At 69.4% G+C, this 26,276-nt stretch carries 25 protein-coding genes; 11 read left to right on the forward strand and 14 right to left on the reverse strand.

Translation table 11 applies throughout. The annotated features are described in order from the left end of the window. Positions 1–2: 2 nt before the first annotated feature. Complete coding sequence (locus NVU01S_RS18580; protein ID WP_043666380.1) at positions 3–1,061, forward strand: hypothetical protein; 1,059 nt, start codon at positions 3–5, stop codon at positions 1,059–1,061. Between the two features lie 19 nt (positions 1,062–1,080). Here NVU01S_RS18580 and NVU01S_RS18585 read toward each other — a convergent pair whose 3' ends face one another. Continuing rightward, complete coding sequence (locus tag NVU01S_RS18585) at positions 1,081–1,773, reverse strand: hypothetical protein (RefSeq protein WP_156161468.1); 693 nt, start codon at positions 1,771–1,773, stop codon at positions 1,081–1,083. Positions 1,774–1,796: 23 nt separating this feature from the next. Further along, a complete protein-coding gene (locus NVU01S_RS18590) occupies positions 1,797–2,831 on the reverse strand; it encodes an NADP-dependent oxidoreductase (RefSeq protein ID WP_043666386.1) in 1,035 nt (344 codons plus the stop codon). A gap of 210 nt (positions 2,832–3,041) precedes the next feature. Between NVU01S_RS18590 and NVU01S_RS43425 the strand changes: the two genes are divergently transcribed. Together NVU01S_RS43425 and NVU01S_RS18595 are read left to right on the forward strand one after the other, a co-directional pair. After that, the gene (locus NVU01S_RS43425) at positions 3,042–3,209 is read left to right on the forward strand and encodes a hypothetical protein (RefSeq protein WP_156161469.1); all 168 of its coding nucleotides are present in this window, start codon (positions 3,042–3,044) and stop codon (positions 3,207–3,209) included. A gap of 164 nt (positions 3,210–3,373) precedes the next feature. Beyond that, a complete protein-coding gene (locus NVU01S_RS18595; RefSeq protein ID WP_043666391.1) occupies positions 3,374–4,525 on the forward strand; it encodes a lipase family protein in 1,152 nt (383 codons plus the stop codon). A 1-nt stretch (position 4,526) separates the two neighbouring features. Here the strand turns inward: NVU01S_RS18595 and NVU01S_RS18600 are convergent, their stop codons facing one another. Genes NVU01S_RS18600 through NVU01S_RS18630 form a run of 7 tightly spaced genes read right to left on the reverse strand, consistent with a single transcriptional unit; the run spans position 4,527 to position 13,238 of the window. Next, entirely contained in the window at positions 4,527–5,873 is a 1,347-nt protein-coding gene (locus NVU01S_RS18600; RefSeq protein WP_043666393.1) for a condensation domain-containing protein, read from the reverse strand. 17 nt (positions 5,874–5,890) lie between these two features. Continuing rightward, on the reverse strand, positions 5,891–6,730 hold the full coding sequence (locus tag NVU01S_RS18605; RefSeq protein ID WP_043666396.1) for an ABC transporter permease: 840 nt from the start codon (positions 6,728–6,730) through the stop codon (positions 5,891–5,893). Between the two features lie 37 nt (positions 6,731–6,767). Further along, positions 6,768–7,736, reverse strand: coding sequence for a daunorubicin resistance protein DrrA family ABC transporter ATP-binding protein (locus NVU01S_RS18610; RefSeq protein ID WP_043666398.1), 969 nt, complete (start codon positions 7,734–7,736; stop codon positions 6,768–6,770). After that, complete coding sequence (locus NVU01S_RS18615; RefSeq protein WP_052280312.1) at positions 7,733–8,977, reverse strand: glycosyltransferase; 1,245 nt, start codon at positions 8,975–8,977, stop codon at positions 7,733–7,735. Before NVU01S_RS18615 ends, NVU01S_RS18610 begins: the two co-directional genes overlap by 4 nt. 31 nt (positions 8,978–9,008) lie before the next feature. After that, positions 9,009–10,355, reverse strand: coding sequence for a hypothetical protein (locus NVU01S_RS18620; protein ID WP_043666400.1), 1,347 nt, complete (start codon positions 10,353–10,355; stop codon positions 9,009–9,011). 31 nt (positions 10,356–10,386) lie between these two features. Further along, positions 10,387–11,811, reverse strand: coding sequence for a condensation domain-containing protein (locus tag NVU01S_RS18625; protein WP_043666402.1), 1,425 nt, complete (start codon positions 11,809–11,811; stop codon positions 10,387–10,389). After that, positions 11,808–13,238 (reverse strand): condensation domain-containing protein, encoded by a 1,431-nt coding sequence (locus NVU01S_RS18630; protein ID WP_043666404.1) that lies wholly within the window; start codon positions 13,236–13,238, stop codon positions 11,808–11,810. Before NVU01S_RS18630 ends, NVU01S_RS18625 begins: the two co-directional genes overlap by 4 nt. A 471-nt stretch (positions 13,239–13,709) precedes the next feature. Between NVU01S_RS18630 and NVU01S_RS18635 the strand changes: the two genes are divergently transcribed. Further along, entirely contained in the window at positions 13,710–14,378 is a 669-nt protein-coding gene (locus NVU01S_RS18635) for a DNA alkylation repair protein (protein WP_043666730.1), read from the forward strand. On the opposite strand, the gene NVU01S_RS18640 is transcribed toward NVU01S_RS18635, so the two are convergent. Further along, entirely contained in the window at positions 14,347–16,062 is a 1,716-nt protein-coding gene (locus tag NVU01S_RS18640; protein ID WP_052280313.1) for a protein-arginine deiminase domain-containing protein, read from the reverse strand. The two genes, NVU01S_RS18635 and NVU01S_RS18640, sit on opposite strands and share 32 nt — an antisense overlap. Positions 16,063–16,453: 391 nt before the next feature. On the opposite strand from NVU01S_RS18640, the gene NVU01S_RS18645 reads away from it, so the two are divergent. Next, a complete protein-coding gene (locus tag NVU01S_RS18645) occupies positions 16,454–17,071 on the forward strand; it encodes a PepSY domain-containing protein (protein ID WP_043666406.1) in 618 nt (205 codons plus the stop codon). A 55-nt stretch (positions 17,072–17,126) separates the two neighbouring features. Further along, complete coding sequence (locus tag NVU01S_RS18650; RefSeq protein WP_043666408.1) at positions 17,127–18,506, forward strand: acyl-CoA dehydrogenase family protein; 1,380 nt, start codon at positions 17,127–17,129, stop codon at positions 18,504–18,506. Between the two features lie 7 nt (positions 18,507–18,513). On the opposite strand, the gene NVU01S_RS18655 is transcribed toward NVU01S_RS18650, so the two are convergent. The 3 genes from NVU01S_RS18655 to NVU01S_RS18665 form a co-directional block, all read right to left on the reverse strand. Then, entirely contained in the window at positions 18,514–20,073 is a 1,560-nt protein-coding gene (locus tag NVU01S_RS18655) for an FAD-binding oxidoreductase (RefSeq protein WP_043666410.1), read from the reverse strand. A gap of 36 nt (positions 20,074–20,109) precedes the next feature. Next, positions 20,110–20,394: a hypothetical protein gene (locus tag NVU01S_RS18660; protein WP_043666414.1), complete on the reverse strand. Its 285-nt coding sequence runs from the start codon at positions 20,392–20,394 to the stop codon at positions 20,110–20,112. A gap of 89 nt (positions 20,395–20,483) precedes the next feature. Continuing rightward, complete coding sequence (locus tag NVU01S_RS18665) at positions 20,484–21,488, reverse strand: LacI family DNA-binding transcriptional regulator (RefSeq protein WP_051727421.1); 1,005 nt, start codon at positions 21,486–21,488, stop codon at positions 20,484–20,486. Positions 21,489–21,629: 141 nt separating this feature from the next. Here NVU01S_RS18665 and NVU01S_RS18670 point away from each other — a divergent pair, with 141 nt between their 5' ends. From NVU01S_RS18670 to rbsD, 5 genes are read left to right on the forward strand one after another with little or no spacing between them, the layout of a single operon-like run. Continuing rightward, on the forward strand, positions 21,630–22,646 hold the full coding sequence (locus tag NVU01S_RS18670) for a sugar ABC transporter substrate-binding protein (RefSeq protein ID WP_043666416.1): 1,017 nt from the start codon (positions 21,630–21,632) through the stop codon (positions 22,644–22,646). After that, the gene (locus NVU01S_RS18675) at positions 22,643–23,608 is read left to right on the forward strand and encodes an ABC transporter permease (protein ID WP_043666418.1); all 966 of its coding nucleotides are present in this window, start codon (positions 22,643–22,645) and stop codon (positions 23,606–23,608) included. The genes NVU01S_RS18670 and NVU01S_RS18675 overlap by 4 nt, the downstream gene beginning before the upstream one ends. Before the next feature lie 8 nt (positions 23,609–23,616). Then, positions 23,617–24,402: an ATP-binding cassette domain-containing protein gene (locus NVU01S_RS18680; RefSeq protein WP_082031909.1), complete on the forward strand. Its 786-nt coding sequence runs from the start codon at positions 23,617–23,619 to the stop codon at positions 24,400–24,402. Beyond that, complete coding sequence (locus NVU01S_RS18685) at positions 24,399–25,367, forward strand: ribokinase (protein ID WP_052280315.1); 969 nt, start codon at positions 24,399–24,401, stop codon at positions 25,365–25,367. Before NVU01S_RS18680 ends, NVU01S_RS18685 begins: the two co-directional genes overlap by 4 nt. 9 nt (positions 25,368–25,376) lie before the next feature. After that, entirely contained in the window at positions 25,377–25,763 is a 387-nt protein-coding gene (gene rbsD, locus NVU01S_RS18690) for a D-ribose pyranase (protein ID WP_043666422.1), read from the forward strand. Between the two features lie 9 nt (positions 25,764–25,772). On the opposite strand, the gene NVU01S_RS18695 is transcribed toward rbsD, so the two are convergent. Continuing rightward, on the reverse strand, positions 25,773–26,222 hold the full coding sequence (locus NVU01S_RS18695) for an SRPBCC family protein (RefSeq protein ID WP_043666424.1): 450 nt from the start codon (positions 26,220–26,222) through the stop codon (positions 25,773–25,775). Positions 26,223–26,276 lie beyond the last annotated feature (54 nt).

Consider the following 26,276-nt stretch of genomic DNA (forward strand, 5'->3'; position numbering starts at 1 on the left):
CCATGCTGGTGCTCAACGGCGCTCGGGACGACATGCCGGAGCCGCAACGGCTCGTCATCGAGTGGCTGCACACCTGGACCGGACCGTATCTGATTCCCGGCGTGGCGATCTCGGGATACTCGCTACCCGAGGGCCCGGCGACCGATCTGCTGGTGATCACACCCAATGCCTGCATCGTCATCCAGGTCGAGGGAATGCTGCTGAAGGAGAGCGGCACTCTGCGCTGTCCCGCCGAAGAGCGCTGGCAGCTGACAGGTTTCGACGGTGACCCGGTGCGGGTGCCGGCGGGCGACCCGAACCCGCTGCCGCGGGTACACGCCGCGATGGACAGCCTGGCACAGCATTTGGCGAGTGCGGCCGACATCGACACGAACGTCACCGGCCTGGTGCTGGTGCTGCCACAGGTCGGTACCGCCGTCACGGCGGACCCGGGCGGACCGCTGCCCGCGGGGATCGAAGTGCTCGCCGGGGAACTCCGGGAATTGCGCGGCTGGTTCCGCACCACCGCCCGCCGCGAGATCGCGTGGACCGCCGAACAGGTGCGAGCCGCGTTGGCGGCGTTGCACTTCGCCGATGCGGTCACCGTCGCCCAGCTGGCCGCGGAGGGGTTCCGCAGCGCGGAGGCCGACAAACCACCCGCACCGACGCACGCTCCCCCGGTCTCCCCCGGCCCGCCGCCGACCTTGCCCGGCCCCGCCGACGCCCCGCCGCCCACGGAACCGAGCCCGGCGCCGCTGTCGACCACCGGTGCCGCGCGCGCCAAACGCCCCGCCGACAAACCCAAACCCACCAAAACCGGCTCCGCCAAACCACGCACGAACCGCGGCCCGCTGCTCCTGGCGATCGGGGCCGTGGCGGCGGTGCTGATCCTCGGCGGTGCCATCTGGCTCTTCGCGAAATCCGGCCCGGCCGTGGGTCCGCCCGACACCGGCAATCACAGCGTGACCGAGCCGCCGCCGCAACTGCCCATCGAAGTGCCGCCGACCACCTCGGAACCCACCACCGGACCGCCGTCACCCCGTACCCCGCAGGGCTGCTTCCCCTTCCAACCGGACTGCTGAACAGCCGACCTGCGCGGTGTCAGGCCGGGTCGGTGATCAGGTGGAGGTAGGCGGTGTCCAGCGGCATGTCGACGGCGAACCAGGCGGCGGGACGATCGTCGTCGCGGGCGCACCACGCGGTGGCGATGCACAGGCGGGCCGCTTCGGCGGGGCTCAGGTCGGGGAGGTGCCAGGCCACGCGAGCCGGGTCCGCGTACCGTACGCCGTAGTCGGCGCTGCTGTCGTCCTTGGGCAGCAGGCGCGCCCAGCGATACGGAAACAGCCGGCCGTCCTTGGCCTGCATGGCGAGCAACTCGGTGTCGGGACCGCCGATCGACACCATGAAATGCTCGTTCTCGACACTCACCGCCGCAAGGCATTCGCCGGAGTCCGGGCCGCCGTACGCGTCGGCGGGCAGGTCGGTCAGTTCGGCCACGACCACCAACCCCGGCACTTTCGCGTGCGCCTGTACCTGCCAGATGCCGGCCCACACCGGAATCGGCGCGCCACCGTCCCACGGCGTCACGTCGACACTGCCGAGCAACAGATCGATCGTCGCGGCCTGCTGTTGCCATCTGTGTAGATGCGTGCCATTGGGCAAGCGCCACAGCGCATTCGATTCCGCGGGCAGTGCTTCCGACCCGATCCGGACGGAGAACTCGACGGTGCCGAGCGGCGTGTCGACCACAGCGGGTCGACGGTCTACCTGAGCCAGGTCGTCGGTAGGAAGCATGCGCCCATCATGCAGGTCCGGGTTCAGGCCGATGCGACCCGGACGAGTTGCTTGCCGATGTTGCGCCCTTCGAACAGACCGCGCAGCGCCGCGGGCGCGGATTCGAGACCGTCGACGATGTGCTCGGCCACCACGATCTTCCCCGCCGCATGCCACCCGGACAGTGCACCGAAGGCCTCGGGGTAGCGGTCCACGTAGTCCAGCACGATGAAACCTTCCATCCGCGCGCGCTGCATCATCAACTCCGGGTAGTTGCGCAACGCGTACGCCGCGCCGCCCGCGGTGTAGCCCGAGGCGATGCCACCGCACAGCACCACCCGGGCCTGCCGCGCGAGATTGGCCAGCCCGTCGTCCAGAATGCTGCCGCCGACGCTGTCGAAGAACACGTCGATGCCCCCGGAAGCGGTGTCTGCCAAGCGTTTCCGCACATTCTCGTGCTTGTAGTCGATGGCGACGTCGAAGCCGGCCCGCTCGGTGAGCCAGGCACACTTCTGCGGCCCGCCCGCGATTCCGATCACCTTGCAGCCCAAGGCTTTCGCGAGCTGCCCCGCAACGGAGCCGGTGGCCCCCGCCGCGGCGCTGACCACCACGGTGTCGCCCGCGCCCACCCGGCCGATCTCGACCATGCCGAAGTACGCGGTCAATCCGGTGACCCCGAACAGGCTCAGCATCAGCGTGGGGTCGACACCGCCGGGCACGATGTTCAACCCGAACAGCCCCTGCCCCGAAGCCACGGCGTAGTCCTGCCAGCCGACCATGCCCGCGACCCACGCACCGACCGGATAGTCCGGATGGTTCGACGCGACGATCTCGCCGACGCCGCTGCCGCGCATCACCGTGTCGAGCGGCACGGGATCGATGTAGTTGTCGCCGTCGTTGAGCCAGCCCCGCTGGGTGGGGTCGATGCCGAGCCAGTGCACCCGCACCAGCGCTTCGGCCGGGCCGATCTCCGGCACGAGTGCGTGCACCAGCTCGAAGTCGCTGTCGCGCACCACATCTACGGGACGACGTCGCAATATCCATTGCCGGTTACCGAGTTCGAGGTGGACAGCAGCCATGTCACCGAGTGTGTCAGTGTGGGCAAATCCTTTTTGTGACCACCACCAGCATCGGCAAGGCCGGGTTGTGCCGGCGCCAAAGGTTTCCCACTTTGTGGACTGTCGGCTCGCGCACCCGGGCGTGCCGTGAAAACATCTGCGCCAGTTGGCTGCCGGAGTGCGGGGACCGGGACCGCATCGTTGTACAGCCGAGAATTCGAGGAAACGACAATGCTCTTGTGGGCAACCACCGCAGGCGGCGCGCTCATCGTGCTGCTGCTGCTCGCCGCGACCGCGCGGGCCATGGATCCGCAGAGCCGCGCCGAACGCCGTCGCCGCCACGACCCCGTCCCGCAGCAGCAGTGGCCACACACCCGGCACCCCGGCTCCCGGCCGTAGTCCACCCGATCCGGCGGTGTCCGGACGCGGGTCGACCGACCGAACACGAGCACAGCGGGTAGCCTGCGGATAGCTCAGTGATCTTCTGACCTGTAGGCAGCTGCCGGATCGGCGACCGGGACGGAGTTGTCCCGGCACGGACGGCAATCCCCCGAGGGGCTCGGATGACCGTTCGATGTGCGCGACCGATCGCCATGCTGGCGCTGACGGCGCTGGTGCTGCTCGCGGGCTGCGGGAGCGAGAAGAGCGAGCCCCCGGCGCGCGAACCCGGGCAGGTGATCGAGACTCGTCCGCTGATGGTCGGTGATGCGCTCGCCGCCGCCGGTACCGCGACATATCTGCGCTACGTCTCGACGGCGGCCTCGGGACAGCCGATCGAGGTGTCCGGCGCGGTCTTCCTGCCCGCGGGACAGGCGCCGCGCGGCGGCTGGCCACTGGTCGGCTTCGGCCACGGCACGGCGGGCGTCACGGCGCGGTGTGCCCCGACCGGGTCGCCGAATCTGTTCGGCGCCGCCGGCACCGTGGCGGAGCTGCTGCGGGCCGGTTACGCGGTCGCCATGACCAATTTCCAGGGCCTCGACGGTCCGGGCGCCGCACCGTATCTCGACTCCGCGAGTTCGGGCTACAACGTGCTGGACGCGATCCGCGCGGCAGGCCACCTGAAGCTGCCGCTCTCGGAAAAGGTTGCCCTGCTGGGTGTTTCGCAGGGCGGCCGCGCGACCGAGGCGGCCGCGGAGTCGGCCCCGCGCTACGCACCGGAGCTGCAACTCGTCGCCAACGTGCTGATCTCCCCCGCGCTGCGGCTGTCGATCGCGTCGAACATCGATGCCGGAACCTTGAGCACGGACCAGTACCTGGTGCTGCCGTACGTCGTGTCCGGCATCCGCGCGCAGCGACCGGATTTCGGCTTCGATCAGATCCTGCACGGCCAGTTGCTGGCCGCCGCACCGGCTTTGGCCACCCGCTGCACCGGCGACGTGCTCGACAGCGACGTGGCCGCCACACTGACCCCGGATCAGGCCCGGTTCACCGATGCCGCCGCGCGCGCCGTCGTCACCGACTTCCAGCAACGCACCGAGCTGCCGCAGTCCCAGAGCACGGTGCCCACGCTGCTGCTGCGCGCGAACCGGGATGTCCTCGTCGAGACGGCCTGGTCCGATGCCGCGGCGGCGAACATGTGCCGCAAAGGAATTCCGCTGCGCGACGTGGTACTGCCCGGCGACCACAACGGCTTCGAATCCGGCGGCGACCAGTGGCAGCCCTGGCTGGCCGACCGCTTCGCGAACCGCCCGGCGCAGGGCTCGACCTGCGGCTGACCTACCAGAAGTCCGGATGTAGACCCCAGGCGGCGAACTCCTCCTCGACGAAGCCGCGCAACACTTCCCGGGTGGGAAAGTGGTCGGGGTCGGCCGCGGTGACCGCGAGGAACACCTGTTCGCCGTCGCTGCACCAGGACATGTTCAGCCCGGCCTCGGTGCGCCGGTACAGTTCGGTCTCGGCTTCCTTCAGCATGGGTCGCAGCAACACCGCGCGGGCCCGGTGCGCGCCCAGGTTCAGCAGCGGTCCCGCCGCGCCACCCAGGTTGGTGCACAGGCACAGCGGCGCTTTGGAGGTGCGCGCGAGTTTGCGGGCGATCGCGTCCGGGATCACCATCTGCAACGGTTGCAGGTGCTGCAGCGGCGGTATCCGATCAGGGTCGTCGTACGCGGTGATCGCGGCCTTGGTCGCGGACCGGATCGCGCCCAGATCGGCGAGTTCGCCCTTGCGATAGGGCACGCTGATCGGTATGCCGGTCGTCGCGTTACCGCGCGGATCGCCGGGCACGCGCAGCGACCGCGGGATCTCGATGCGCGCCAGGTCGCCGTCGCGGATCCGGCCGCTGCGTCCGAGCACCCCGAGGGCCGCGCCGAGCATCAACCCGTTCGCGGTGCCACCGTGCGCGGCGGCGGCGTTCTCCCATTGCGCGAGTGGAACATTCAGGATCACCTCGGCCGGGTGATAGCGCTCCCCCATCGGTACCACGAGGTCGTCCGGCCGGGGCGGGCGGGGCGGCTCGGTGATCCCACGTGCCCGGAACGCGCGCACGATGCCGGTGCCGATGGCGCGCAGTTGACCTGCCGCATCGGCCAGATTGTGCCGCCACACACCGCTTTCGGGTGCGTCGCCGACCAATGCGCCCGAGCTGTCGGCCCGGCGCACCGGCAGCTCGGCGGCGACGCGTGCGAGCGCGTCCCCGATCGCGCCGACCGCGCCGCTGCCGTCCGCGGCGATATGCGAGATCACCAGGGACAGCACGTGTCCGGTGCCGTACGGCGCGACCGAGAGCCGCCAGAGCCGGCCGGTCGCCGGATCGAACTCCACCTCCGCCTGGTCGGCCAGCCAATCGACCAGTGCACCGTCACCGACCGGATCTTGCTGCCAGACAAGCGGAATCGACCCGTGGGCGGGCTGCCACCAAGGCCGCGCCAGCGGAATGCGGGAGGTGACCACGCGCCGCGCGAGGAATCCGGCGGCGAGGTGGGCGTGCAAGGCCTGCACCACCGCGCGATCCAGGGGTCGATCGAACAGCAACGCGAACTGGTTGACGATGACGGAGCCGAAAAGCCGGTCCACTCGGCGAAACAGGTCGTCGTCCGGGGTGAGACGATTCATCGGTGCGGGCATCGGTATTCCTTCCGCGATCAACGTGGACGCAGCGCTTTGTAGGTCAGTGGCGCGAGCACCGTCACCACGATCAGTGCCCCGATCAACGACCACCACGCGTCGGCGCCGAACCGGCCGGTGTCGGCCAGCGTGCGCACCGCCGACACCAGCCGCGAGACCGGATTCACCGCCGAGACGCGGCGCAACCACTCCGGCATCGCCGCCGTCGGCACCAGCGCGTTGGAGACCAAGGTAAGCCCGAGCAGGATCAGTGTCGAAATGCCCTGCACCGCGGTCGGTCTGGCGACGGTCACGCCCACGTAGGCGAAGATCCAGCTCAGTGCCACGGTCACCAGCACGACGAGCAGCACCGCCACCGCACAGCCGATCGGGTGTTCGGGCCGGTAGCCCATCACCGTCCCGACGAGCACCACGATGACCGCGGCCATGCCGTAGCGGACGATCCCGGCCAGCAGCGCGCCGATGATCGGCGCCAGCCGCGCCAGCGGCATCGCGGAAAACCGCTCGTGCACACCGGAACTCATGTCCTCACACAGTTGGACGCCGGTCGCGACCGAGGAGGTGAGCACGATCTGCACCAGCACGCCGGGAATAAGGGTCGGCAGGTACGCCTGCAAACTGCCCGCCACCGCGATGCCGAAGATGTTGCCGAACAACACCGGTCCGAGAATGGGCAGCAGCGCCGCATCGAACAGCAGTTGCGGGCTGCGCCGGAAGATCAGCAGACCGCGCAATGCCATGATCAGCGACTGATACACCGCCGCTCGGGTGCTGAGGTGGCGGACCCGTGGCCGTCGATCGATCACCGGTTTCTCGCGCGCCTGGTCGGCCGCCGCGCCTGCCGTCACTACCGCCATCGCATCCTCGATTCCTGAGCGTCCAGTACCCGCGCCATCAGACCGGCGCTCCGTGCGGTGCCTGCGCCCGGTTGGTCAGCGTGAGGAACACTTCGTTGAGTTCCGGCCGGTCGACCCCGAAGCCGCGCAAACCGACACCCGCACGGCGCAATTCGGTCAGTACGACGGTCGCGGTGTCGACATCGCGCAGCGGCACCGAGATCGTCGCACCCTCCGGGCTGATCCGTACCGCGTTCCCCGCCAGGCGTTCCGCGATCAGGACCGCGGTCTGCACGCCCGCCTGGTCGAGCAGGTCGAGCCGGAGCACGTCCGCACCGACTGCCGCCTTGAGATCGTCGGCACTGCCCTCGGCGACCACGGAGCCGTTGTCGATCACGGCGATCCGGTCCGAGAGCATGTCGGCTTCCTCGAGGTACTGCGTGGTGAGCAGCACCGTCACGCCCTCGGCGACCAGCGCGCGGATGGTGTCCCACATCCGCATCCTGGTGTGCGGGTCGAGCCCGGTGGTGGGCTCGTCGAGAAACAGCAGCGGCGGCGGAATGATCAGGGAGGCAGCCAGATCCAGCCTGCGCCGGGTACCGCCGGACAGCGTGCGCGCGGGGCGATTCTGCGCCGCCGTCAGCTGGAACTGCTCGATCAGTTCCGCGGCCCGCGCGTTCGCCGCCCGCCGGGACAGGCCGAGCAACCGGCCGAATATCTGGAGATTCTCGGTGGCGGAGAGGCTTTCGTCCACCGAGGCGTACTGCCCGGTGAGCCCGATCATGGACCGCACCGCGGTCGCGTCCGCGGCCACGTCGTAGCCGAAGATGCGGGCGCTGCCCCGGTCGGGCCGCAGCTGGGTGGCCAGCATTCGCACGATGGTCGTCTTACCCGCCCCGTTGGGACCGAGCAGCGCGAACACCGTGCCACTGGACACCCGCAGATCGACCGCGTCGACCGCACGCACGCCACCGAAAGACTTGCCGAGTCCCTGTGTTTCGATCGCGATATCGGTGGCGGCGGTCATCGGAGTCCCCCTGCGTTCGCGGTGCCGGCCGATCGGACGGGTAGCGCCTCGACCAGGGCTGCCGCCCTATGCACGCCCGCCCCCTGGAATCCGGTGGCGAACCGAGCGGCGCGCGCTGTGACATCCGGACCCGTCACCTGATCCAGCGCGGCCGCGAGCCTCGCGGTGGACAGACGCGAAAACGGCAGTGCCACACCGAGGCCGAGAGCCTGCACCTGCTGTCCCCAGTACGGCTGATCGGCCATGAACGAGCACACCACCGCGGGCACGCCCGCCCGCAGCGCCGCCGCGGTGGTGCCCGCCCCACCGTGGTGCACCACGGCCGCGCAGCGCGGCAGCACCGTCGCATGGTCGACGCTGCGGAGCAGGGCGTACTCCGCGGAGTACTCGCTCTCGGCGGCGGTGGCGCCGGAGACGAACAGCAGCCGCCGGCCGACCGCGCGGCACGCGACCCGCACCTGTTCGATCGTCGCGTCGATATCCGGGACCGGCATCGAACCGAAACCCACGTAAACCGGCGCGGGCCCGGCCGCAAGCCAATTCGTGAGGTGCGGATCTTCCGCGGCCGCGGCGGCGGGCGGCTGGGTGAAGAAGCCGGTGAACGGCCGGTCCGGGCCCCACTCGTCGCGCAACCCGGGGAACAGCCGATCGTCGTAGGCCTGAATCGCGATATCGGGCAGCGTCGATTCCCGCGGCGTCGCGCCGTACAACTGCTCGACATCCGGCGCGATCGCCCACGCCCGCGCCGCGCCCAACACCGACCAGCAGCGTCTGTTCAGTGCACCGGAGAGCTTCGCGCCGAACCCGTTCGGCACCACGGGAACCGCGCGGTTGGGCCGGATCGGGAAGTAGTGCACCGCCGCGAACGGGACACCGGCGCGCGCGGCCACACCGCGCGCCACCTCCTCGTTCGCCATCGCCCCGACGATCACGTCCACACCGGCCGCGGCCGCCAGCAGGTCGTCGGCCATCTCGGCGAAGCCCTGCCGATTCACCGCGCGCAACGCGCGCACCCGGGCGATCGGCCCGCCCTGCCCGGCGTTCTCGAACTGGGCGCGCAGCAACTCGTCGGTGTCCAAACCGAAAGGCGTTGCGGGCACTCCGCTCTCGGCCGCGAGCCGGACCAGGTTCGGCGACACGGTGAGCCGCACGTCGTGGCCGCGCCCGATCAGCTCGCGCGCCAACGCGATACCGGGCTGTGCGTCACCCCGGCTGCCGCCGAAGGCCAGCAGTGCTTTCATCGACTCACCTCGTGTTCTGGGACAGAGCCCGTTACAGGAAGACCGGGGCGAGCCCGTAGTCGTCCAAAATCGATCCGACCGCAGCCGAGAGCTGCTGCCGGTCGAGCGGGTGCGGCGGATGCAGCCCTTGGATCCGCAGGCAGATGGCGTCGTTCGAGGCGACGAACCCGCCGAACAGGTATCCGCCGCACCGGTAGACCTCGTCGAGCGCCTCGAGCCGCTGGGTGATCAGTCCGAGGCTGAAGATGCTCGCCGGGACGCCGGCCACGGTGCGCACCAACGGATCCGGACAGGTGACATACGAACAGCCGGTGGTGACCTGATCCTTCGTCAGGTCACGCGCCAGCTTCCGGAACACCGAAGGCGGTAGCACCAGGGCCAGTTTCAGGAGCGCGGCGTAGGCTCGCCCATCCGACTCTCGGCGTTGCAGTTTTCGTTTGACCTCGGCCCTGATCTCGGTGAGGTCGTCGTTCGCGCCGGTCCGGTCGACGACGAGATCGATGGCGCCGAGCGCGTTTCCCCGGGTGTCGTGCTGCGGCTGCCGGATGCTGACCGGCATCGCGATCCGGGCCCGCCCCTGCGCGTCGGTGCGACCGACCCGGGTCGCCAGCTCGGCCATCACCGCGACCGCCAGCGACGCGTCGTTGCCGCCGCGCGCCTCGGCCTGTTTGCGCCACTGGTCGGCGGGCACCACTGCGAGCACGAACGGCAGGGTGAAATCGGTGGGCAGCGTTGCGGTCAGCGGCGCCGGCGGGGGCGCCACCGAGCCGTGGTGCGGCTGCTGCCTGGACTCCCGGATGAACCGCGTGACCGTGGGCACGGCGGGCGCCAGGGCCGCCACCCGCCGTACCGCGGCGAACAGGTCGGAGACGAAGAGCCGGAACCGGCCGACCCGGTCCGCTTCGAACGACCACGCCCGCGGTGACGACGCGGCGGCTTCCTCGAGCGCCCGGATCAGCGCCAGCCCGTCGGTCAGCGTGTGCGAAACCAGCAGGGACACAGCGGATCCGCCGTCGTCCAGGGTGGTCACCGAGAGCCGCCAAGCCGGACCGCCGTAGGTGTCCAGCTCGCCGCGGGCCCGCTCCGCGATCCAGTCGGTCACGTGCTCTCTGGGCAGCGCGCCCGCATAACGTTCCACCGGCGCGAACGCGTGCGCGCGCACCCAGCGGTCACCCGCGGTGCCGATGAACGGTGTCGCGGCGACCCGGCCGAGCACGCCGCGCTGCAAGAGCCGGTGGAAACGGTCGAGCGTCGCATCGCTGAGCGCGGTGTCGAACAACCAGATCGCATGGATCGACACGGTGTCCGAGCGCACCTGCGTGCGTGCGCTCGCACAGTCCAGATCCGCCATGCGGTGCGGCACGATCACTCCGACCATCTCGGCCCTCCTTCCGATCGATGTGCCCGCGTCACTGCCAGATGCCGGATATCGCGGCGAGCGGGCACGCACTGCGGTAATCACCGGTCTCCGCGATCGAGACCAGGATCCGGCGCAGCCGCTGCACGTAATCCCCGGCCTGTTCCCAGGTTTCCGGCAGATCCGGCGCGCCGATGCAGACGAAGTATTCGGTGTTGTTGCGCCCCAACCAGATCGACACCGTCGAGGTGGTGCCGTCGGCGGTCAGGATGCGGGTGTCGGCCTCCGCGCCCAGCGCCTCGTCCACGGTGCGCAGGTCGAGCAGGGTGACGAAACTCGGCTCCCGGGTGACCAGGTCGGCGCCGTACCCGCGGGCGAACAACTGGGCGATCGCACCGTGTGCGGGCAACCGCGACATCTGCCTGCCGCGCTCGAGCGCGTCCCGCGCGATCGGCAGCGTCGCGGCGAAGCTCGGCACCGGCGGCAACTCGAACGAGACCGGGACGAAGTTGCAGAACCAGCCCTGCGCAGTGCGGAAGCGCGCACCGAAGCGGGTGGACAGCACGTTCAGCGACCAATAGAACTCGCTGCCGGTCGTTTCGAAATCGGCCAGCGCCAGCACGCTGAACATGGCCGCCGCGACGCTCGCACCGGTGCGCGCGAGTGCTTGATCGAAGGCCTGGACCAGGTCGGCGTCGAGCAGTACCGAACCCTCGACCCGGCGGCGATGCCGTTTCGGCGCGGGACCACCGCGTTCGATGGGCGACACCGGCAGCCGAAAGTCGTTCTCGGCCAGCGCATCCTGCCAGTACGGATACAGATCCGCCGCGAGCGCGTCCGAGGCACGGGCCCGTTCGTCGGCCGCGTAGTCGGTACTCGACCCACCAGGGCCAGGCCAGGACGCGGCGCGACCCGCCGTCCTGGCCCGATAACGCTCGGTGAGTTCGAGTGCCGCCAGGGCCTGCGACATGCCGTCGCTGAAGGCGTGATCGACGGCGAAGACCACCTCGAACCCCTCCGCACCCGGCAGCACCGCGAAGGCCGCGCTCGGCCACTGCAGCGGCGAGGACACGGCATCGAAGTAGTCGGTCAGCGCCACGGCCCAGTCCCCTTCGGCCCCAGCCAGTTCCCGCGTCCCGAACTGCACATCCTCGGGCGCGAGGATGTGGCGGATACAGCCCAGCGCGGTCGGCTCGAACCAGGTGCGCAGACCGTCGTGCGCCTGCACGAAATCGGTGATCACCACCGTGAGCGCGGCCAGATCCAGCGCACCGGAGATCCGCGTGACCATGCCCAGGTACACACCGTCGGATACACCGCCGAGCACACCGTCCAGGTGGTCCTGCTGCAAGAACGAAGGCGGCACCGCGGAGGTCGGCGCGGATTTCGCGGCTCTGGCGCTCGCGGCGGTGGGCGCGACGATGATCGGGCGGCGTGTCGGCCGCAGCGCGAAATCCACGCCGCCGATGCGGATCACGCGGCCCCGCAGCCGACCGCGGCGTCGATCACCTCGAGTGCCGGGACCGCGCCGCCGGCGAATTCGCGTAAGCCGCCGACGAATTCGCCGATGAACCGGTCCATCTCGCTGAGCGGGAACGAGGCCGGGAAGCGCGTCGAGATGTTCAATCCGTCCACGGTGCGCCCGACCCAGAAGTAGACCTCGTCCGGCGAATACGACTCGGCCCGCAGCAGGCGGTGGCGCAGGCTGCCGATCGTGTCGACACCCGGCACCCGGCGCATGTCGACGAACGACACACCGAAGCGTGGGGTATCGGCGATCTCCAGCAGTTCACAGACCGGCCCCGCGGGCACCATGGTCAGCGGCCGGACCGCCTTCAGCGCAGCCGCGGCATCGTGCAGTGCGGAGTCGAAACTCCGGTCCGGGCCCACCGTGACCGAGAGCGGCACGATGTTGACGAACCAGCCCATCGACTCCGCCCACTGGGCGCTCGGCCGGGTGGCCACCGGCATGATCGTCCGGAATTCGCTGGTGCCCGAGACACGATAGGAGGCATAGGCCAACGCCGCGAAGATCACAGCGGTGAGCCGGTAGCCGCGGGCGGTCGCCGCCGCCTCGATCAGATCCGATTCGGAATTGTCGAGCAACCAGCGAGAAAAGCTGTTCTGCTCGGATTCCCGGGCCGGGTCGTACACCGTCGAAGGCAATGGCGGAAAACTCGGGAACTTTCCGTCGCAGGAATCGAAGAAATTCCGCCATGCCAGCGTCGCCGGGCAGTCCGCGGTGACCGTCGCCGCGGCCTGCCGCTCCAGCACGGCGTAATCCGCAGAACTCGCGCACGTGGTCAGCGCCTCGATGCGCGAGCCGTCGAGCAGCGCCCGGTACAGCGCACGGAACTCGTTGATGATCAGTGCCTGCCCGTAGGCGTCCATGACCGAGTGGTCGGCGGCGACCAGCACCGTGAAATCGTCGGTGTCGTGGTGCTCGATGGTCGCGACCAGGCAGTGCGGCCAAGCCGCCGGGGACAGCCGCCGTTCGAACTCGGCCGACAGGTACGGGCCGAGCTGGTCGCCGTCGGAGACCGCGTCGACCACTTCCCGAATGACCTTGACCCCCAACGCCGCGCAGGTGAATCGCGCCGGGCGAGCACCGGGCGCCGCCACCCGCGCCGTGGTGCGCAGGCCCTCGTGCCTGGCATGCCAGACCCAGATGAGATCGCGGACCGCCCGCCGATCCAACGGCGCGTCCATCTCGAATATCGTCCCGATCCACTTGCCGCGCCCGGGCCGTTCGTCGAGCGAATCGAATTCCCCGCAATACTTCTCGTGCTGACTCGTCAGCGGCCGATTATCCAATTCCCAGGCCTCGGCGGTTTCCGCCTCGGTACGCCACAGGGTGAGATTTCCCGATCGGATGGGAAAATCGGACAGGCAGGTATATTCCATTTCGCCCTCATCTATCGATCATCCTCGGACAACTTCGCCGGGCCGAGGAGGGTGGCAGATTCAGAGATGATCACGCGTGAAATGCAATTCTTGGTACCGCTCGATGAGGATATAGCACGATCCGACGGCCCAGCAGCGTGATGCCCGTCACCCGTTTGCCCTGCGGAAACGCATTCGAAACCATTTTTCAGCAATGTTTCAGCTCATTCGGATATGCCGGACCCTCGCGACTAATTGGACATTTCCGCAAACCCCACTGCACACCTGGAGTTGAATCACACCTCCCCCAGGTTAATTCTGGATGAAAGGATTGGTTCCGGCCGCCGAGCGGCAACGCAGTGCGAGGAGACCGGGCACCGGGCGGCCCGTGCGAGATCATGGGTATCTTCGACCGCGACGCCCGACGCGGCCACCAGCGCGGCGCGGACGGCGCACAACCGAACTGATCCTTTGGACGAACGGGAGGCCGAGGTGGGCGAGACGACGGTGGCCGGCGTGCTGGCCGAGTTGGCCGGCCTGGAAGATCCGAAGATCCGGGCCGTCAACGAGAAGCACGGCGACGAGCACGGGGTGAATCTCAGCCAGTTGCGCGCGGTGGCGAAGCGGCTGAAGACCCAGCAGGAGCTCGCCCGCGAGCTGTGGGCCACCGGCGACACCACCGCCCGGCTGCTGGCGACCCTGATCTGCCGTCCCAAAGCGTTCGAGCGCGACGAGCTGGACCGCATGCTGCGTGCGGCGCGCACCCCCAAGGTGCACGACTGGCTGGTGAACTACGTGGTGAAAAAGAACCCGCACGCCGAAGAACTGCGCCGGTCCTGGCTCGCCGACCCGGATCCGGTGGTCGCGAGCGCCGGCTGGGCGCTGACCACCGACCGCGTCGCGAAAAAGCCCGACGGCCTGGACCTTTCGGGACTACTCGACGTGATCGAGGCGGACCTGAAGGACGCACCCGAGCGCCTGCAGTGGGCGATGAACCACTGCCTGGCCCAGATCGGCATCGAGCACGCCGAACATCGCGCCCGGGCGATCGACATCGGCGAACGCCTGCAGGTGCTCGCGGACTACCCGACGCCGCCGAACTGCACGTCTCCGTTCGCCCCGATCTGGATCACCGAGATGGTCCGGCGGCAGGGCGGTTGACCGGCTCGATCTCTCGTAGAACATTGGATCCGCAATGGATTTCGCCGCCGCCCAGGTGCAGAGCCGCCCAGTCGTCCACATAGCGCACCGTCAGTCCCACCGATCGGTAGACCTCGGTGACCGCCGCTTCGAAGACATCGCGACCGTCGACGATCGGGCCCCACTGGCGGGGAGCGACATAGTTCGAGGCGTTCATCAGCACGCCGTTGACGGCACCCGGGTAGAAGGCAACCAAACCCTCCGGCGCTTCCGGGACACCACCGGATTCGTAGAGTCCCGGGATCCGGACGAACTCCTCCGGCCGCAAGCCGACCTCGCGGACCAGGCGCTCGACGTTCTCGTCGATCTTGCGGGCGGCGACTTCGTTTCGTGCGACGAACTTTTCGTCCAGCAGCACCTCGTCGATGGTGCGATCGGAGACACCCGGGCGCGACAGCGCCCGTTCGCCGCCGTGCCCACCGCGCTGCTGTTCGCGCAGAATCTCCAGCCCGCGCCGCGGATCGGACACAGCAGGCCGCCAACCGCGACCGCCGGTTGCCGGCAGGAACTGGACGAACTCGTCGACGTGGCCCACCACCAGCCATCCGGCGTCCAGCAGCACCGGCGCCTGAACCTGCTGCGCGGCAAAGAATTTCTCCAATTCCCCGCTGCGTACCGCAGGGTCGTCCGCGTTGCCGGTGCCGATGATCACCCGGCCGGTGCGGAACTCGCGCCCGTTGTGGCTATGCGGCGGTATCGTTTCGACGTTTCCGAACGCGTCCACCAGCCGGTCACCGAAGCCGCCGAGCTGAATCGCGCCCACGCCGGGGCCTTTGAGGTCGAAGACGGCGCGGCCGCCCTCGCGCTCCGGCTGCGGCGAGCGGATCGCGACGCGCAACGAGACGTCCTTGCCGCCGGGTCCGGGCATCGACACGTAGCCGATCTCCACGAAGTCCTGTCCCCAGGTGTCGGTGGTGCGCAGCCGGATCAGGGGTGCATCGATCCCGGAAGCCTTTGCGGCCGCGCCGAATTCACCCACGAACTGCTCGTGCGATCGATCGTCGCCGCTCTCGGGCACCAGCACCGACTGCGCGGGCTGGGTGTGGTTGTGCAGGACGACCGGCGCGACCCGGAGCACGACATCGTCGGTCTCCGTGCGGGCGCCCCGCCGGACGGTGAACCGCACGGTAACCAAGCCGTCCCAGATTGCCTTGTCACGCACCACATCTCGGGCGTCGACACCGAGGGTGGCCCCGTCCCGCAGCTCGATCTCGGTCAGGTTCGTGTCGGGTCGCAGCGGTACCCACGTGTCCTGCCGTTTGGCGAATATCCGGATCTTGTCCGCCCCGGCGCCTACTGCGGCCACCTGCCCCGTCGCGTCGGCGGTGGCGCCGATCGGCCTCGTCACCAGCGGCGCCAGGTATTCCGGTGCGCGCGCCACGTCGTCGGCGGCGTCGTGGCAGGCCGCCAGCTCCGCATCGGAAAGCTCGCTCGCGCTCGACGGGCAACGCCGCGCGACGTCGCCGATATTCGGCAGGATGATCGCGCCGTTCGACTCGGCACCGGCGTCCTTGTCGTCGACGACCCCGTCCCGATTGCTGTCGGCCCGGATCTCCGCGACGAGCCGATCCGCGGTCGGCGCCGAGCAGCCGGACAGTGCCATCGCCGCGACGCCGGCGAGCAGCAAGAACCTGCGATATGCCATGACAACTCACTTTCGGAGTCCGGGAGGGCGTCCGCCGGCCTCGACCGGTATCGGTCGGCCCGGTACGTCGCCACCGAGGGAGCGCTGTGGCATCCGAGGCCGGCGGACGGAAGTGATCAGCCGTGCCGCGCACGGCGAAACCCGAGGGGGATAGCTGGTTTCGCCGCCCTGATATGCAGGGTCCCGGCCGATCACCGGTTCCCACAGTAGGGCCCGCGCGGCCGCCCCCACACCCGTCGACCGGGTGTTTCGACCAGCCGACCGGCGGGTGCCGGATCCGTCGCCGGCGGGTTTACCACCGCAGATGCCGGGCAATCGAGTTCTGTCGTGGCGCCACCGCCACCGATTCTCGACGCATTCCGATGACTTGTTCGAGCAGGAGGAATAGCGCATGAAAGCAGTACTGATCATCCCGTTCGCGGCCGCCGTGGCCGTGGCGACCGTGGCCTGCGACGACGACGGGTCGCCGGCCGCGACCGGTACGACGACCGCCGTACCGGCCGCGAGCAGCTCGGCGCCCGGGGGCACCGATACCGCGCGCGTGGACCTCGCGAACCACACGTTCCCGATCAGCGCGCAGAACGCCCTGGATGCGGCCCGCAAGAAGTTCGACGGCACGTTGACCGGCCTGGAGCTGGAACCCGAGGGTGTCAACACCCGCGACACCTACGTGTACAAGGTGAAACTGACCTCCGACACCGAGAAATACACCGTGCAGCTGACCGCCGACGCGGGCACGGTCGTGACCGAACACCGGGAGAACCTCGACGCGGACGAGCAGCGCACCGAACGCACGCGCGAGGCGATCAACCTCGACGCCGCCGTGCCGTTGCGCGACGCGATGGCCACCGCGACGAAGGCTCGGTCCGGCCGGGTCGAGAAGTGGAAGATCGAGGGCAAGGACAACGCGGCCCAGTACGAATTCGACATCCAGGCCCCCGGCGACACCGACGAGGACTACGAGGTCCAGGTCGACGCCTACACCGGGCAACTCAAGACGGCCGGATAGCGCACCGGGGTCTAACCGCGCGAGTCGACGGGCGTCGGCTGGGTATCACCCACTCGTGACCTTCGACCTGACGCCCACGGCCGCACAGCACGACCTGGCCAAACGTGCACACGAATTCGCGCGGGACTGCATCAGGCCGGTGGCCGCGCACTATGACGAAGCCCAAGAGTTCCCGTGGCCGGTGCTCGAAGAGGCGGCCGAACGCGGGTTCTACAGCCCGCTGTTCTACCGCGACCTGATCGGCGACCCCACGGGACTGTCTCTGCCCATGTTCATGGAGGAGGTGTTCTGGGGTTGCGCCGGGATCGGGCTCGCGGTGGTGATGCCCGCACTGGCCCTGTCGGCGATCGGCAAGGCCGCCACGCCCGCGCAGATGCTGCGGTGGGCGCCCGAATGTTTCGGTACGCCAGGGGATCTGAAGCTGGCCGCGCTCGCGATCTCGGAACCGGAAGGCGGCAGCGACGTACGCAATCTGCGCACCCGGGCGACCCGCGACGGCGACGACTGGATCATCGACGGCCACAAGATGTGGATCGGCAACGGCGGCATCGCCGATGTGCACGTCGTCAACGCGGTGGTGGACGAGGAACTCGGGCATCGCGGCCAGGCACTGTTCGTGATCCCCGGCGGCACACCGGGATTGGAGCTGGTCCGCAAGCTCGACAAACTCGGGTGCCGGGCCTCGCACACGGCGGAGCTGAAATTCGATCGGGTGCGGATACCGGGAGACCATCTGCTCGGCGGCCTGGACAAGCTCGAACACACGTTGGCCGCGCGCCGGGCCGCGGCCCGCGGCGACGGACGTTCCGGCTCGGTCACGCTGGGGACGTTCGAGCAGACCCGCCCGATGGTGGCGGCGCAGGCGCTGGGCATCGCCAGGGCGGCTGTGGAATACATGACCGGGTACGCGAAAGAGCGGGAGGCGTTCGGCGCGCCGATCATCGACAATCAGGGCATCGCCTTCCCGATCGCCGATCTGGCCACCCAGCTCGACGCCGCGCGGCTGCTGACCTGGCGTGCCTCCTGGATGGCGGCCAACGGGGTGCCGTTCGACCGCGGCGAAGGGTCGATGTCGAAGCTGGCGGCCAGCGAGGTCGCGGTGCGCGCCACCGAACGCGCGATCCAGACCCTCGGCGGCTGGGGCTACATCACCGATCATCCGGTGGCGAAGTGGTACCGAGATGCCAAGCTGTACACCATCTTCGAGGGCACCAGCGAGATCCAGCGGATCGTGATCTCGCACGCCCTCGGCGCCGCCGAAGGCCGACCACCGCTGCATGTCGACCTCGCCCCCTCCGGCGGACCGCTCAGCAAGGTCTTCGGCCGCGGCACCGCCACCAGAACCAGAGCCGCGGCAGCGGCCCTGAACCTGAAAGACCGCGTCCCCCAGCCGATAGTCCAGGCCGCGATGCGCTTACTGCGCCCGCCTCGATGAGCGCACACTACGGCTCGATGGCCAAGGGGTGGTGGAAGATGTTGCGGGGGTCCCACTGTGCTTTGGCGCGTTGGAGGCGGGGGTAGTTGTCGCGGTAGTAGAGGGTGTGCCAGGGGGTGCCGGAGGTGTTCCAGCGGGGGTCGCGCAGGTCCGGGTCCGGGTAGTTGAGGTAGGCGCCGCCGTCGGTTTCGCCGGGGACGGGGACGCCGCCGGTCGCGGCGTAGACGTCGCGGTACATTTCGCGGGCCCAGCGCAGGTAGGCGGCATCGTCGGCCGCGTTGCGCCAGGCCGCGTGGATGAGCATCTTCATGAACGAGTCACGCACCGGCATGGCGGTCGCCGCGGCAGGTCTGGCGTTGATCGCGCCGCCGAAAGGCAGGAATTCCAGCTGGGATTCGCCCAGGAAGCGCAGGTCGGTCAGGTAGCGGTACAGCGTGCGCACTTGCTCGGGGGTGTACGGCCGACGCAGGTACGCCGATTTCACCTTCACCCGCGGCGGCAGCGGACCCTTGCCGTAGTACACCTGAGATACCGTGTCCAAGTAGGACTTTCGTTCGAGCGGCGGCACGAGCGGCGGCGGCCACACGCCGTTCCCGACGGCCGCGACGAACTCGTCGTAGCGCGTCGCGGCGTCGGCCTGCGCGCCGTCGAGCAGCACCAGAATGTCGCACGCACCACCGGGTTTGACGTGCAGCGGCGCGTAGAGGCCGGTGCAAGGACTGTCCGGCGCACTGTTTCGCGCGAAGAAGTCCAGGTAGTTGCCGACGAACCGCACGAACGACCCCTCGCTCGTGATCGGTAGCACCAGCCGGGCGTGCAGCATGCTCGTCGGCGGGCGAGGCAGCGGCCGACCCGGCTCCGCATCGGGTGAGCGCAGCAGAAACCGCGTCACCACACCGAAATTGCCGCCCCCGCCGCCGGTGTGCGCCCACCACAGCTCCGGGTTCGGGCCGTCCGCGGTGGCGGTGTGCACCGACGCGGCCCCGGACGCGTCGACCGTCACCACCTCGATGCCGTAGAGGTGATCGGCGGTGAGCCCGAGCCGCCGCGACAGCGGACCGTACCCGCCGCCGCACAGAAACCCGCCCGCGCCGACGCCGAGGCAGATCCCGGCGGGCACGGTTACCTCCCAGCCGCGCGCCAGGCGCTCGTACATCGTGCCGAGTTCCACACCGGCCCCGACGGAATAAGCGCGGTGCCGCTCGTCGAACGTCACGGCGTCGAGCCGGCTCAGATCGATGAGCGCCTGGGTTTCCGGATTGTCGACCAGGCCGTCGAAGCAATGGCCGCCCGAGCGGACCGCGATCCGCAGCCCTTCGGCGACCGCCTGTTGTACCGCGTCGCGCACCTGCCCCGCGTCGACCGGCACGAAGATCTTGCGTGGCGCGGCGACGAATCTGCGGTTGTATCCGCGCATTGTGAGCCGCGCGTATTCCGCATCACCGGGCACGACAATCTCAGGCCCGGCCACCTCCGCGTGCGCGGCACCCGCCAGCGCGCCGCCGACCACGATTCCCCCGGCCCCGGCTCCTGCCGCACCGAGGAATCGCCGCCGCGACAATGGCATCCGCACACCCTCTCGTTCGAGCCGAGCGACGGACGTTCAGTCGTTGCGGAAGCCTTCCGCACGATGCGACAGCCGTTCAGCGAATGTTTCCGACCATGCCACCGATTCCAGTTCGTCGGCCACGCGCGGCGTGCGCCGCGCCGCCGGGGCGCGGACCGCGGAGTGGTGCCGCGCACCACCTTCCGGCCTGGACTCCAGCGCCAGCAGCCGCACACCCCAGCAGACGTACGCCTCCAGGCTCATCCCCGCACACTCGGCCGCATACTTCAGAGCGCGCCACTCGCTCTTGTCCACGGTCACCGTGATATCCCTGGTTGCCATGCGCAACCACGGTAGTCCGACAAGGCCGCGCGCAAGGCGGTTCGCGCTTTTGTCGCCGGACGCTAGGCGTGTCCGCACGGGCTGATCTGCTAAAACGCGTCAGGGCAGCCGCACGAGCCGCGGGTCTCGAGTTCCGCGGCCAGACTCACGACGCCGGGTTCGGCCGCTCCGGTGTCGATCTGGCGCAGCAGCAGCTCGACCGCGAGTTCGCCCATCTTCCTGGTCGGCTGCACCATGGTGGTCAGGCCCGGCCTGGTGTATCGGGAGTACTCGATGCCGTCGAAGGCGACGACGGCCAGATCGTCCGGAACGCGCAGACCAGCGTCGTAGGCCGCCCGCAGCATGCCCATCGCCTGCAGATCGCTCGTCACGAAGACCGCGGTCGGCGCGGGCGTGCCCGCCATCAGCCTGCCGAGCGCGTGATAGCCCGCCGCGCCGCCGAATTCGGTACGCACGATGACACTTTCGGGCAACCCGGCCCGGTGCAAGGCCTCCCGATAGCCCGCGACGCGCTCCTCCGCGGTGGACACGTGCGGTCCACTGAGACAGGCGATGTCGCGGTGCCCGTGCGCGATCAGATGCTCGACCGCGGTGCGCGCGCCCGCGACGGAATCGCACATGACATGCGCGCACCGGAGCGGATCGATGATCCGGTCCACCGCGATCAGCGCCATGTCCGCCGCCGCACACGCCTCGGCGACACCGGATTTCCAGGACGACGAAATCGCGAGCAGCCCTTCGACTCTGCGGTCGATGAACGAGCTCACGTACGCGCGCTCGCGCGCCTCGTCGCCCGCGGCGTTACCGACGATGAGCGGGTAGCCCCGGGCGAACGCCGCCGCCTCGATCACGGCGGACAATTCGGCGAAGAACGGGTTCGCGCCGTCGGGGATGACCATGCCGAGCGCGTGCCCGCGGTTCATCCGCAGGCTGCGCGCGGACAGGTTGGGCCGGTAGCCGAGTTCCTCGATGGCGGCCTCGATCCGCGCGCGGGTGGCGGGTGCGACCTGGCGCGGACCGCCGTTGATCACATAGCTGACCAAGGCGGGTGAGGTGCCCGCGCGCCGGGCGACATCGGCTCGGGTGACTGCCATCGCGATTTCTCCTGTCTGCCTTGCCATTCTCGCGAACTGGCCGGAAGACCCTTGACAGCTCGTGACACAGGTCACACACTACACATCAACACGTGTTGTCAACACGAGTTGAGAATGAGCCCAGGATAGGTCGAACACCAGATGAACTCACGATTCAGGTACGCGGTCGCCGGCATGGCCCTCGTCAGCGCGGTCGCGCTCACCGCAGGCTGCGGCCGTGGCGAGCACGCGTCGTCCGATTTCAAGATCGCGGTCGTCACGCGCAACTTCACCAACCCCTACTGGGCCGCGCTGCGCGACGGCGCGAAGGCCGAGGGTGCGCGGCTCGGGGTCGATGTCGCGGTGCAGGCCGGGCAATCCGAGACCGACGCCGACGGCGAGAACGCCCAGATCTCCACCCTCGCGGCCCAGGGCTACGACTGCTTCGCGGTCGTTCCGGTGAACGGCACCAACGTGATCACGCCGCTGGTTCCGGTGGCCCGCAAGAACATTCCGATCCTCAACCTGGACACCCAGATCGATGCCGAAGCCTCGAAGCAGGCGGGCGTCGAGTACGCGAGCTTCATCGGCTCCGACAATCTGGCCGCGGGCCGGATCGCGGCGGAGAAGATGCTGGAGACGCTGGGCGGCACCGGGAAAGTGGTGGTGCTGCAAGGCATCGCCGGTGAACAGAACGGCATCAACCGGGACAAGGGCTTCAGCGACGCGGTCGCGGGCAAGCTGGAGATCGTGCAGCGCACCCCCGCCGACTACGAGCAGGACAAGGGTCTCACGGTCACCGAGGCGATCCTGAAGGCGCACCCCGACATCACCGGCATCTTCGCCGCCAACGACACGATGGGCCTCGGCGCCGCCCAGGCGATCAAGAACGCCGGCCGCACCGGCCAGATCAAGGTGATCTCGGTGGACGGCATCCAAGCCGCCCTCGACGCGGTCAAGGCGGGCACGCTGTACGGCACGGTGACCCAATATCCTTACGCGGAGGGCGAACTCGCGGTGCAGGCGTGCCTCGCCGAACACCAGGGGAAGGACATTCCGGCGCGCGTGGTCGCCCCGATCGCGTTCATCGGCAAGGACAACGTCGAGCAGCAGATCGCCGCGTTCCCCAAGCCGATCACCGCGTTCGACAATCCGCTCGCCGGACTGGTGCACAAGTGAGCAGTGTCGCCGCCGTCGCCGCCGATCGGGGTGGCGACCGGCGCGTCTCCGCCCGCCTCGCCGAGTTCGCGGCGCCCATCGCCCTGGTCCTGGTGTGGGTGGCGTTCTTCATCGCCACGCCGAACTTCTTGACCGCCAGTAATATCGACGATCTGCTCGTCGCCTCGACGATTCTGACGGTGCTCGCGCTCGGCCAGCAGTTCGCCGTGGTCGTCGGCGGCATCGACCTTTCGGTCGGCGCGACGCTGCCGTGGTCGGCGGCGCTGCTCGGCTATCTGACCAGCCACGGGTATCCGGTGAGCGTCGGCATCGTGGCCGCGATCGCCGGCGGGCTGGTCGTCGGGGTGGTCAACGGCGTGCTGATCGGCCGGTTCCAGATGACCGATTTCGTGGTCACGCTCGGCACCCTGAGCGTGCTCAGCGGCTGCACCCTTCTGCTCACCAGCGGCAACAGCGTCGCGGTGAATTCGCCCTTCCTGCAAAGCCTCGCGCTCGACGGGGCGGGCCCGTTCCGCTGGTTCTGGCTGCTGGCGCTGGTCGCGGCGCTCGGCGTGGCGGGCATCCTGTTCCGGACGCGGCTGGGCACCCACCTGCTCGCCACCGGCGGCAATATCGACTCCGCGCGCGAGACCGGTATTCCGGTGCAACGCATCCGGTTGATCGCCTACCTGGCGTGCGGGCTGCTGTGCGGCGTCGCCGGCGTCATGCTCGTCGCGCGCAACGGCGGCGCGGACCCCTCGCTGCAGACCACCTATCTGCTGAGTTCCATTGCGGCCGTGGTGCTCGGCGGTTCTTCGCTCAGCGGCGGCAAGGCCTCGGTCCTCGGCACCGTCTGCGGCGCGGTCCTTTTCACGTCGCTGATCAACGGGTTCACCATTCTCGGGATCTCGCAGTACTACCAACCGGTCGCGGTGGGCGCGGTACTGCTGCTCGCCGCGGCGATCTCGCGCTTCCGAAAGTAGTTGATGTGATGACCAAGCCGATGGTGCAGGCGCACGGCCTCACCAAGTCGTTCGATTCCGTCCGGGCCCTCGACGGCGTCAGCCTGACCATCCCCGAGGGCGAGGTGACCGCGCTGGTCGGGGACAACGGCGCGGGCAAGTCCACCCTGGTGCGCTGCCTCACCGGCGTGCATCCGCCCGATACCGGGGAGATCCTGTTCCGTGGTGTGCCGGTGCGGCTCGGGTCACCGGAGGATGCCAGGAGGATGGGCATCGAGACGGTCTACCAGGACCTCGCACTGATCGACGATCTGGCGGTCTGGCAGAACCTGTTTCTCAATCGCGAACTCGTGCACCGGATCTGGCCGCTGAAGATCCTCAACCGCACGGCGATGATCGCGCAGAGCGTGGACATCCTGCGTGATCTCGACGTGGACGTCCCCTCGGTACGGACCACGGTGCGCCGGATGAGCGGCGGTCAGCGCCAGAGCATCGCGATCGCGCGCGCGGTCGCCTGGGGTAAGGCCATGGTGATCATGGACGAGCCGACGGCCGCGCTCGGCGTGCGGGAGACCGCCGCGGTGGAGAAGCTGGTGCGCGGACTGCGCGACCGCGGGGTCACCGTGCTGATCATCAGTCACGACCTCGCGCAGGTCATGCGGATCTGCGACAACGTCGTCGTGCTGCGCCGCGGCCGCTCGGTGGCCGCGCACCCGGTGCGCGAGATCGACGGCGACCGGCTGGTCGCGCTGATCACCGGTGCGGCACCGGGCAATCTGGAGGCGAGCACCGCCACGAAGACGGAGGTGTCGTGACGGGTCAGGTCGCCGTGATCGGCTCGATCAATCAGGACATCGTCTGCGAAGTGCCCGCGCTGCCGGGCCCCGGCGAGACCGTCTTGGCCGTCGCCGCGCGAACCAACTTGGGCGGCAAGGGATCCAACCAAGCGGTGGCCGCGGCGAAGGCGGGCGCGACGGTGCAGTTCATCGGGCGGATCGGCAGTGATGCGACGCTGTCGCGCTGCCGCGAAGCCCTGACTGGCATCGAATCGGCCACGCTGCGCGAGGTTCCGGGCGCCCGGACCGGGACGGCCTACATCACGGTGGCGGCGGGTGAGAACCAGATCGTGGTGGACCCCGCCGCGAACTACCACTGGGAGCCCGCCGCCGTCCTGGACACCATGCCGGAGGCCGCGCTGCTGGCCGGCGCCGATGTCGTGGTGGCGCAACTGGAGATCCCGCTCGCCGTGGTCGCCTGGGCGGCGAGCCGCGCGCGCCGATTCGTGCTGAATGCCGCGCCGGCCGCGGTACTCGACGATGCGGTGCTGCGCCGGTGCGACCCACTGGTGGTGAACGAGCACGAGCTGGCACTGATCAGTGGCCTGCCGATCGGCGACCGGGAGCAGGCCGCCCGGGCCGCGCGCTCGCTGTGTCTGCGGGGCGCGCGCTCGGTGGTCGCGACCTTGGGGGCGGCCGGTTCCGTCGCCGCACGCGATGGTTCGATCCTCACGTATCACGAAGCACCCCAGGTGGACTCGGTGGATTCCACCGGGGCCGGGGACGCCTTCGTCGGCGCCCTCTGCGCCGCCCTCGCCGACGGACTCGACCTCGATGCCGCCGTCACCTACGCCACCGCCGCCGCGGCTCTGTCGGTCCGGTCTCCCGGAACGCACGCGTCCTATCCGACCCGACCGCAGATCCTCGCCACACTGGCCACCGTGCCACGCCCCGTTCCGCTCGACCTGCCGGACCCGGCCGCGAGCCCCCTCCAGCCGAGATAGGAAATCCTCATGCGCACAAGCGGTCTGGTTCACGCCGAGCTGATCTCGGCCCTGGTCGCCCTACGCCACACCGACACCTTCGCGGTGAGTGACTCCGGACTGCCGGTGCCGCCCGGCGTCCGCGTCATCGATCTCGGTATCAGCTACGGGTTGCCCCGTTTCGCGCCGGTGGTCGAGCTGATCCTGGACGAGGTCACCATCGAAGCGGCGTGGGGCAGTGCCGAGGTCACCGCGACCAACCGAGAGGCGGCGGATCTGCTGAAGCGGCTCGACGCCGAACTGCTCGACCACGCGACGTTCAAGCAACGAATCGGGCAGTGCCGCTTCGTGGTTCGCACCGGCGAGGCCCTCCCCTACGCCAACGTGCTGTTCCGCGCGGGCGTGCCCTGGCTGTAGTCGCCTCGCTCACTTCGTTGCGAGCCGCGCCGCGTGCGCGGCGAGGCCGTCGGCCATCTGCTGCATCACGCGCTGCATGGTGCTCTTCATCAGCCAACCCATACCCCATCTGGGGGTGTAAGTGCCGTGCCAGTGGATGGCCGTGTGGCCCTCGGGTGTGCCGGTCAGGTCGATCACCGCGCGGTACTCGCGGATGGCCGGGTTGAACGCGTCCTCGTAGGTCAGCTGTCGCTCCTCGACGAGCCCGGTCAGCCGTTCCCCGGTCACCACGCGCCCGGTGCGGAACGCCCGCACCGCGCCGACCGCATCGTGGCCGTCCCGGTCGAGCCCGCGGGAACGTTCGACCTCCAGACGGTCCACGGTCGACCAGACGGGCCAGGTCCGGGCGTCGATCAGCAGGGCCCAGACCACGGCGGGCGGCGCGGCCGCGGTCGCGACCGCATCGTAGCTCTGCCTCATGGGACTCCTTCCGCCTGCGCGAGGTGTGGCATCGGCTCGAACCTATCGCCGCGA

It is taken from the genome of Nocardia vulneris (assembly GCF_001613425.1).
Classification (GTDB): domain Bacteria; phylum Actinomycetota; class Actinomycetes; order Mycobacteriales; family Mycobacteriaceae; genus Nocardia; species Nocardia vulneris.

Excerpts from the sequence above, each read along its gene's own strand:
- NVU01S_RS43425 (WP_156161469.1), top strand. The coding sequence starts at position 3,042 with ATGCTCTTGTGGGCAACCACCGCAGGCGGCGCGCTCATCGTGCTGCTG.
- NVU01S_RS18655 (WP_043666410.1), bottom strand. The coding sequence starts at position 20,073 with ATGCCATTGTCGCGGCGGCGATTCCTCGGTGCGGCAGGAGCCGGGGCC.
- NVU01S_RS18640 (WP_052280313.1), bottom strand. The coding sequence starts at position 16,062 with ATGGCATATCGCAGGTTCTTGCTGCTCGCCGGCGTCGCGGCGATGGCA.
- NVU01S_RS18580 (WP_043666380.1), top strand. The coding sequence starts at position 3 with ATGCTGGTGCTCAACGGCGCTCGGGACGACATGCCGGAGCCGCAACGG.
- NVU01S_RS18630 (WP_043666404.1), bottom strand. The coding sequence starts at position 13,238 with ATGGAATATACCTGCCTGTCCGATTTTCCCATCCGATCGGGAAATCTC.
- NVU01S_RS18615 (WP_052280312.1), bottom strand. The coding sequence starts at position 8,977 with ATGAAAGCACTGCTGGCCTTCGGCGGCAGCCGGGGTGACGCACAGCCC.
- NVU01S_RS18585 (WP_156161468.1), bottom strand. The coding sequence starts at position 1,773 with ATGCTTCCTACCGACGACCTGGCTCAGGTAGACCGTCGACCCGCTGTG.
- NVU01S_RS18590 (WP_043666386.1), bottom strand. The coding sequence starts at position 2,831 with ATGGCTGCTGTCCACCTCGAACTCGGTAACCGGCAATGGATATTGCGA.
- rbsD (WP_043666422.1), top strand. The coding sequence starts at position 25,377 with ATGCGCACAAGCGGTCTGGTTCACGCCGAGCTGATCTCGGCCCTGGTC.
- NVU01S_RS18595 (WP_043666391.1), top strand. The coding sequence starts at position 3,374 with ATGACCGTTCGATGTGCGCGACCGATCGCCATGCTGGCGCTGACGGCG.
- NVU01S_RS18645 (WP_043666406.1), top strand. The coding sequence starts at position 16,454 with ATGAAAGCAGTACTGATCATCCCGTTCGCGGCCGCCGTGGCCGTGGCG.
- NVU01S_RS18680 (WP_082031909.1), top strand. The coding sequence starts at position 23,617 with ATGACCAAGCCGATGGTGCAGGCGCACGGCCTCACCAAGTCGTTCGAT.
- NVU01S_RS18670 (WP_043666416.1), top strand. The coding sequence starts at position 21,630 with ATGAACTCACGATTCAGGTACGCGGTCGCCGGCATGGCCCTCGTCAGC.
- NVU01S_RS18605 (WP_043666396.1), bottom strand. The coding sequence starts at position 6,730 with ATGGCGGTAGTGACGGCAGGCGCGGCGGCCGACCAGGCGCGCGAGAAA.
- NVU01S_RS18610 (WP_043666398.1), bottom strand. The coding sequence starts at position 7,736 with ATGACCGCCGCCACCGATATCGCGATCGAAACACAGGGACTCGGCAAG.
- NVU01S_RS18660 (WP_043666414.1), bottom strand. The coding sequence starts at position 20,394 with ATGGCAACCAGGGATATCACGGTGACCGTGGACAAGAGCGAGTGGCGC.
- NVU01S_RS18600 (WP_043666393.1), bottom strand. The coding sequence starts at position 5,873 with ATGCCCGCACCGATGAATCGTCTCACCCCGGACGACGACCTGTTTCGC.
- NVU01S_RS18665 (WP_051727421.1), bottom strand. The coding sequence starts at position 21,488 with ATGGCAGTCACCCGAGCCGATGTCGCCCGGCGCGCGGGCACCTCACCC.
- NVU01S_RS18620 (WP_043666400.1), bottom strand. The coding sequence starts at position 10,355 with ATGGTCGGAGTGATCGTGCCGCACCGCATGGCGGATCTGGACTGTGCG.
- NVU01S_RS18695 (WP_043666424.1), bottom strand. The coding sequence starts at position 26,222 with ATGAGGCAGAGCTACGATGCGGTCGCGACCGCGGCCGCGCCGCCCGCC.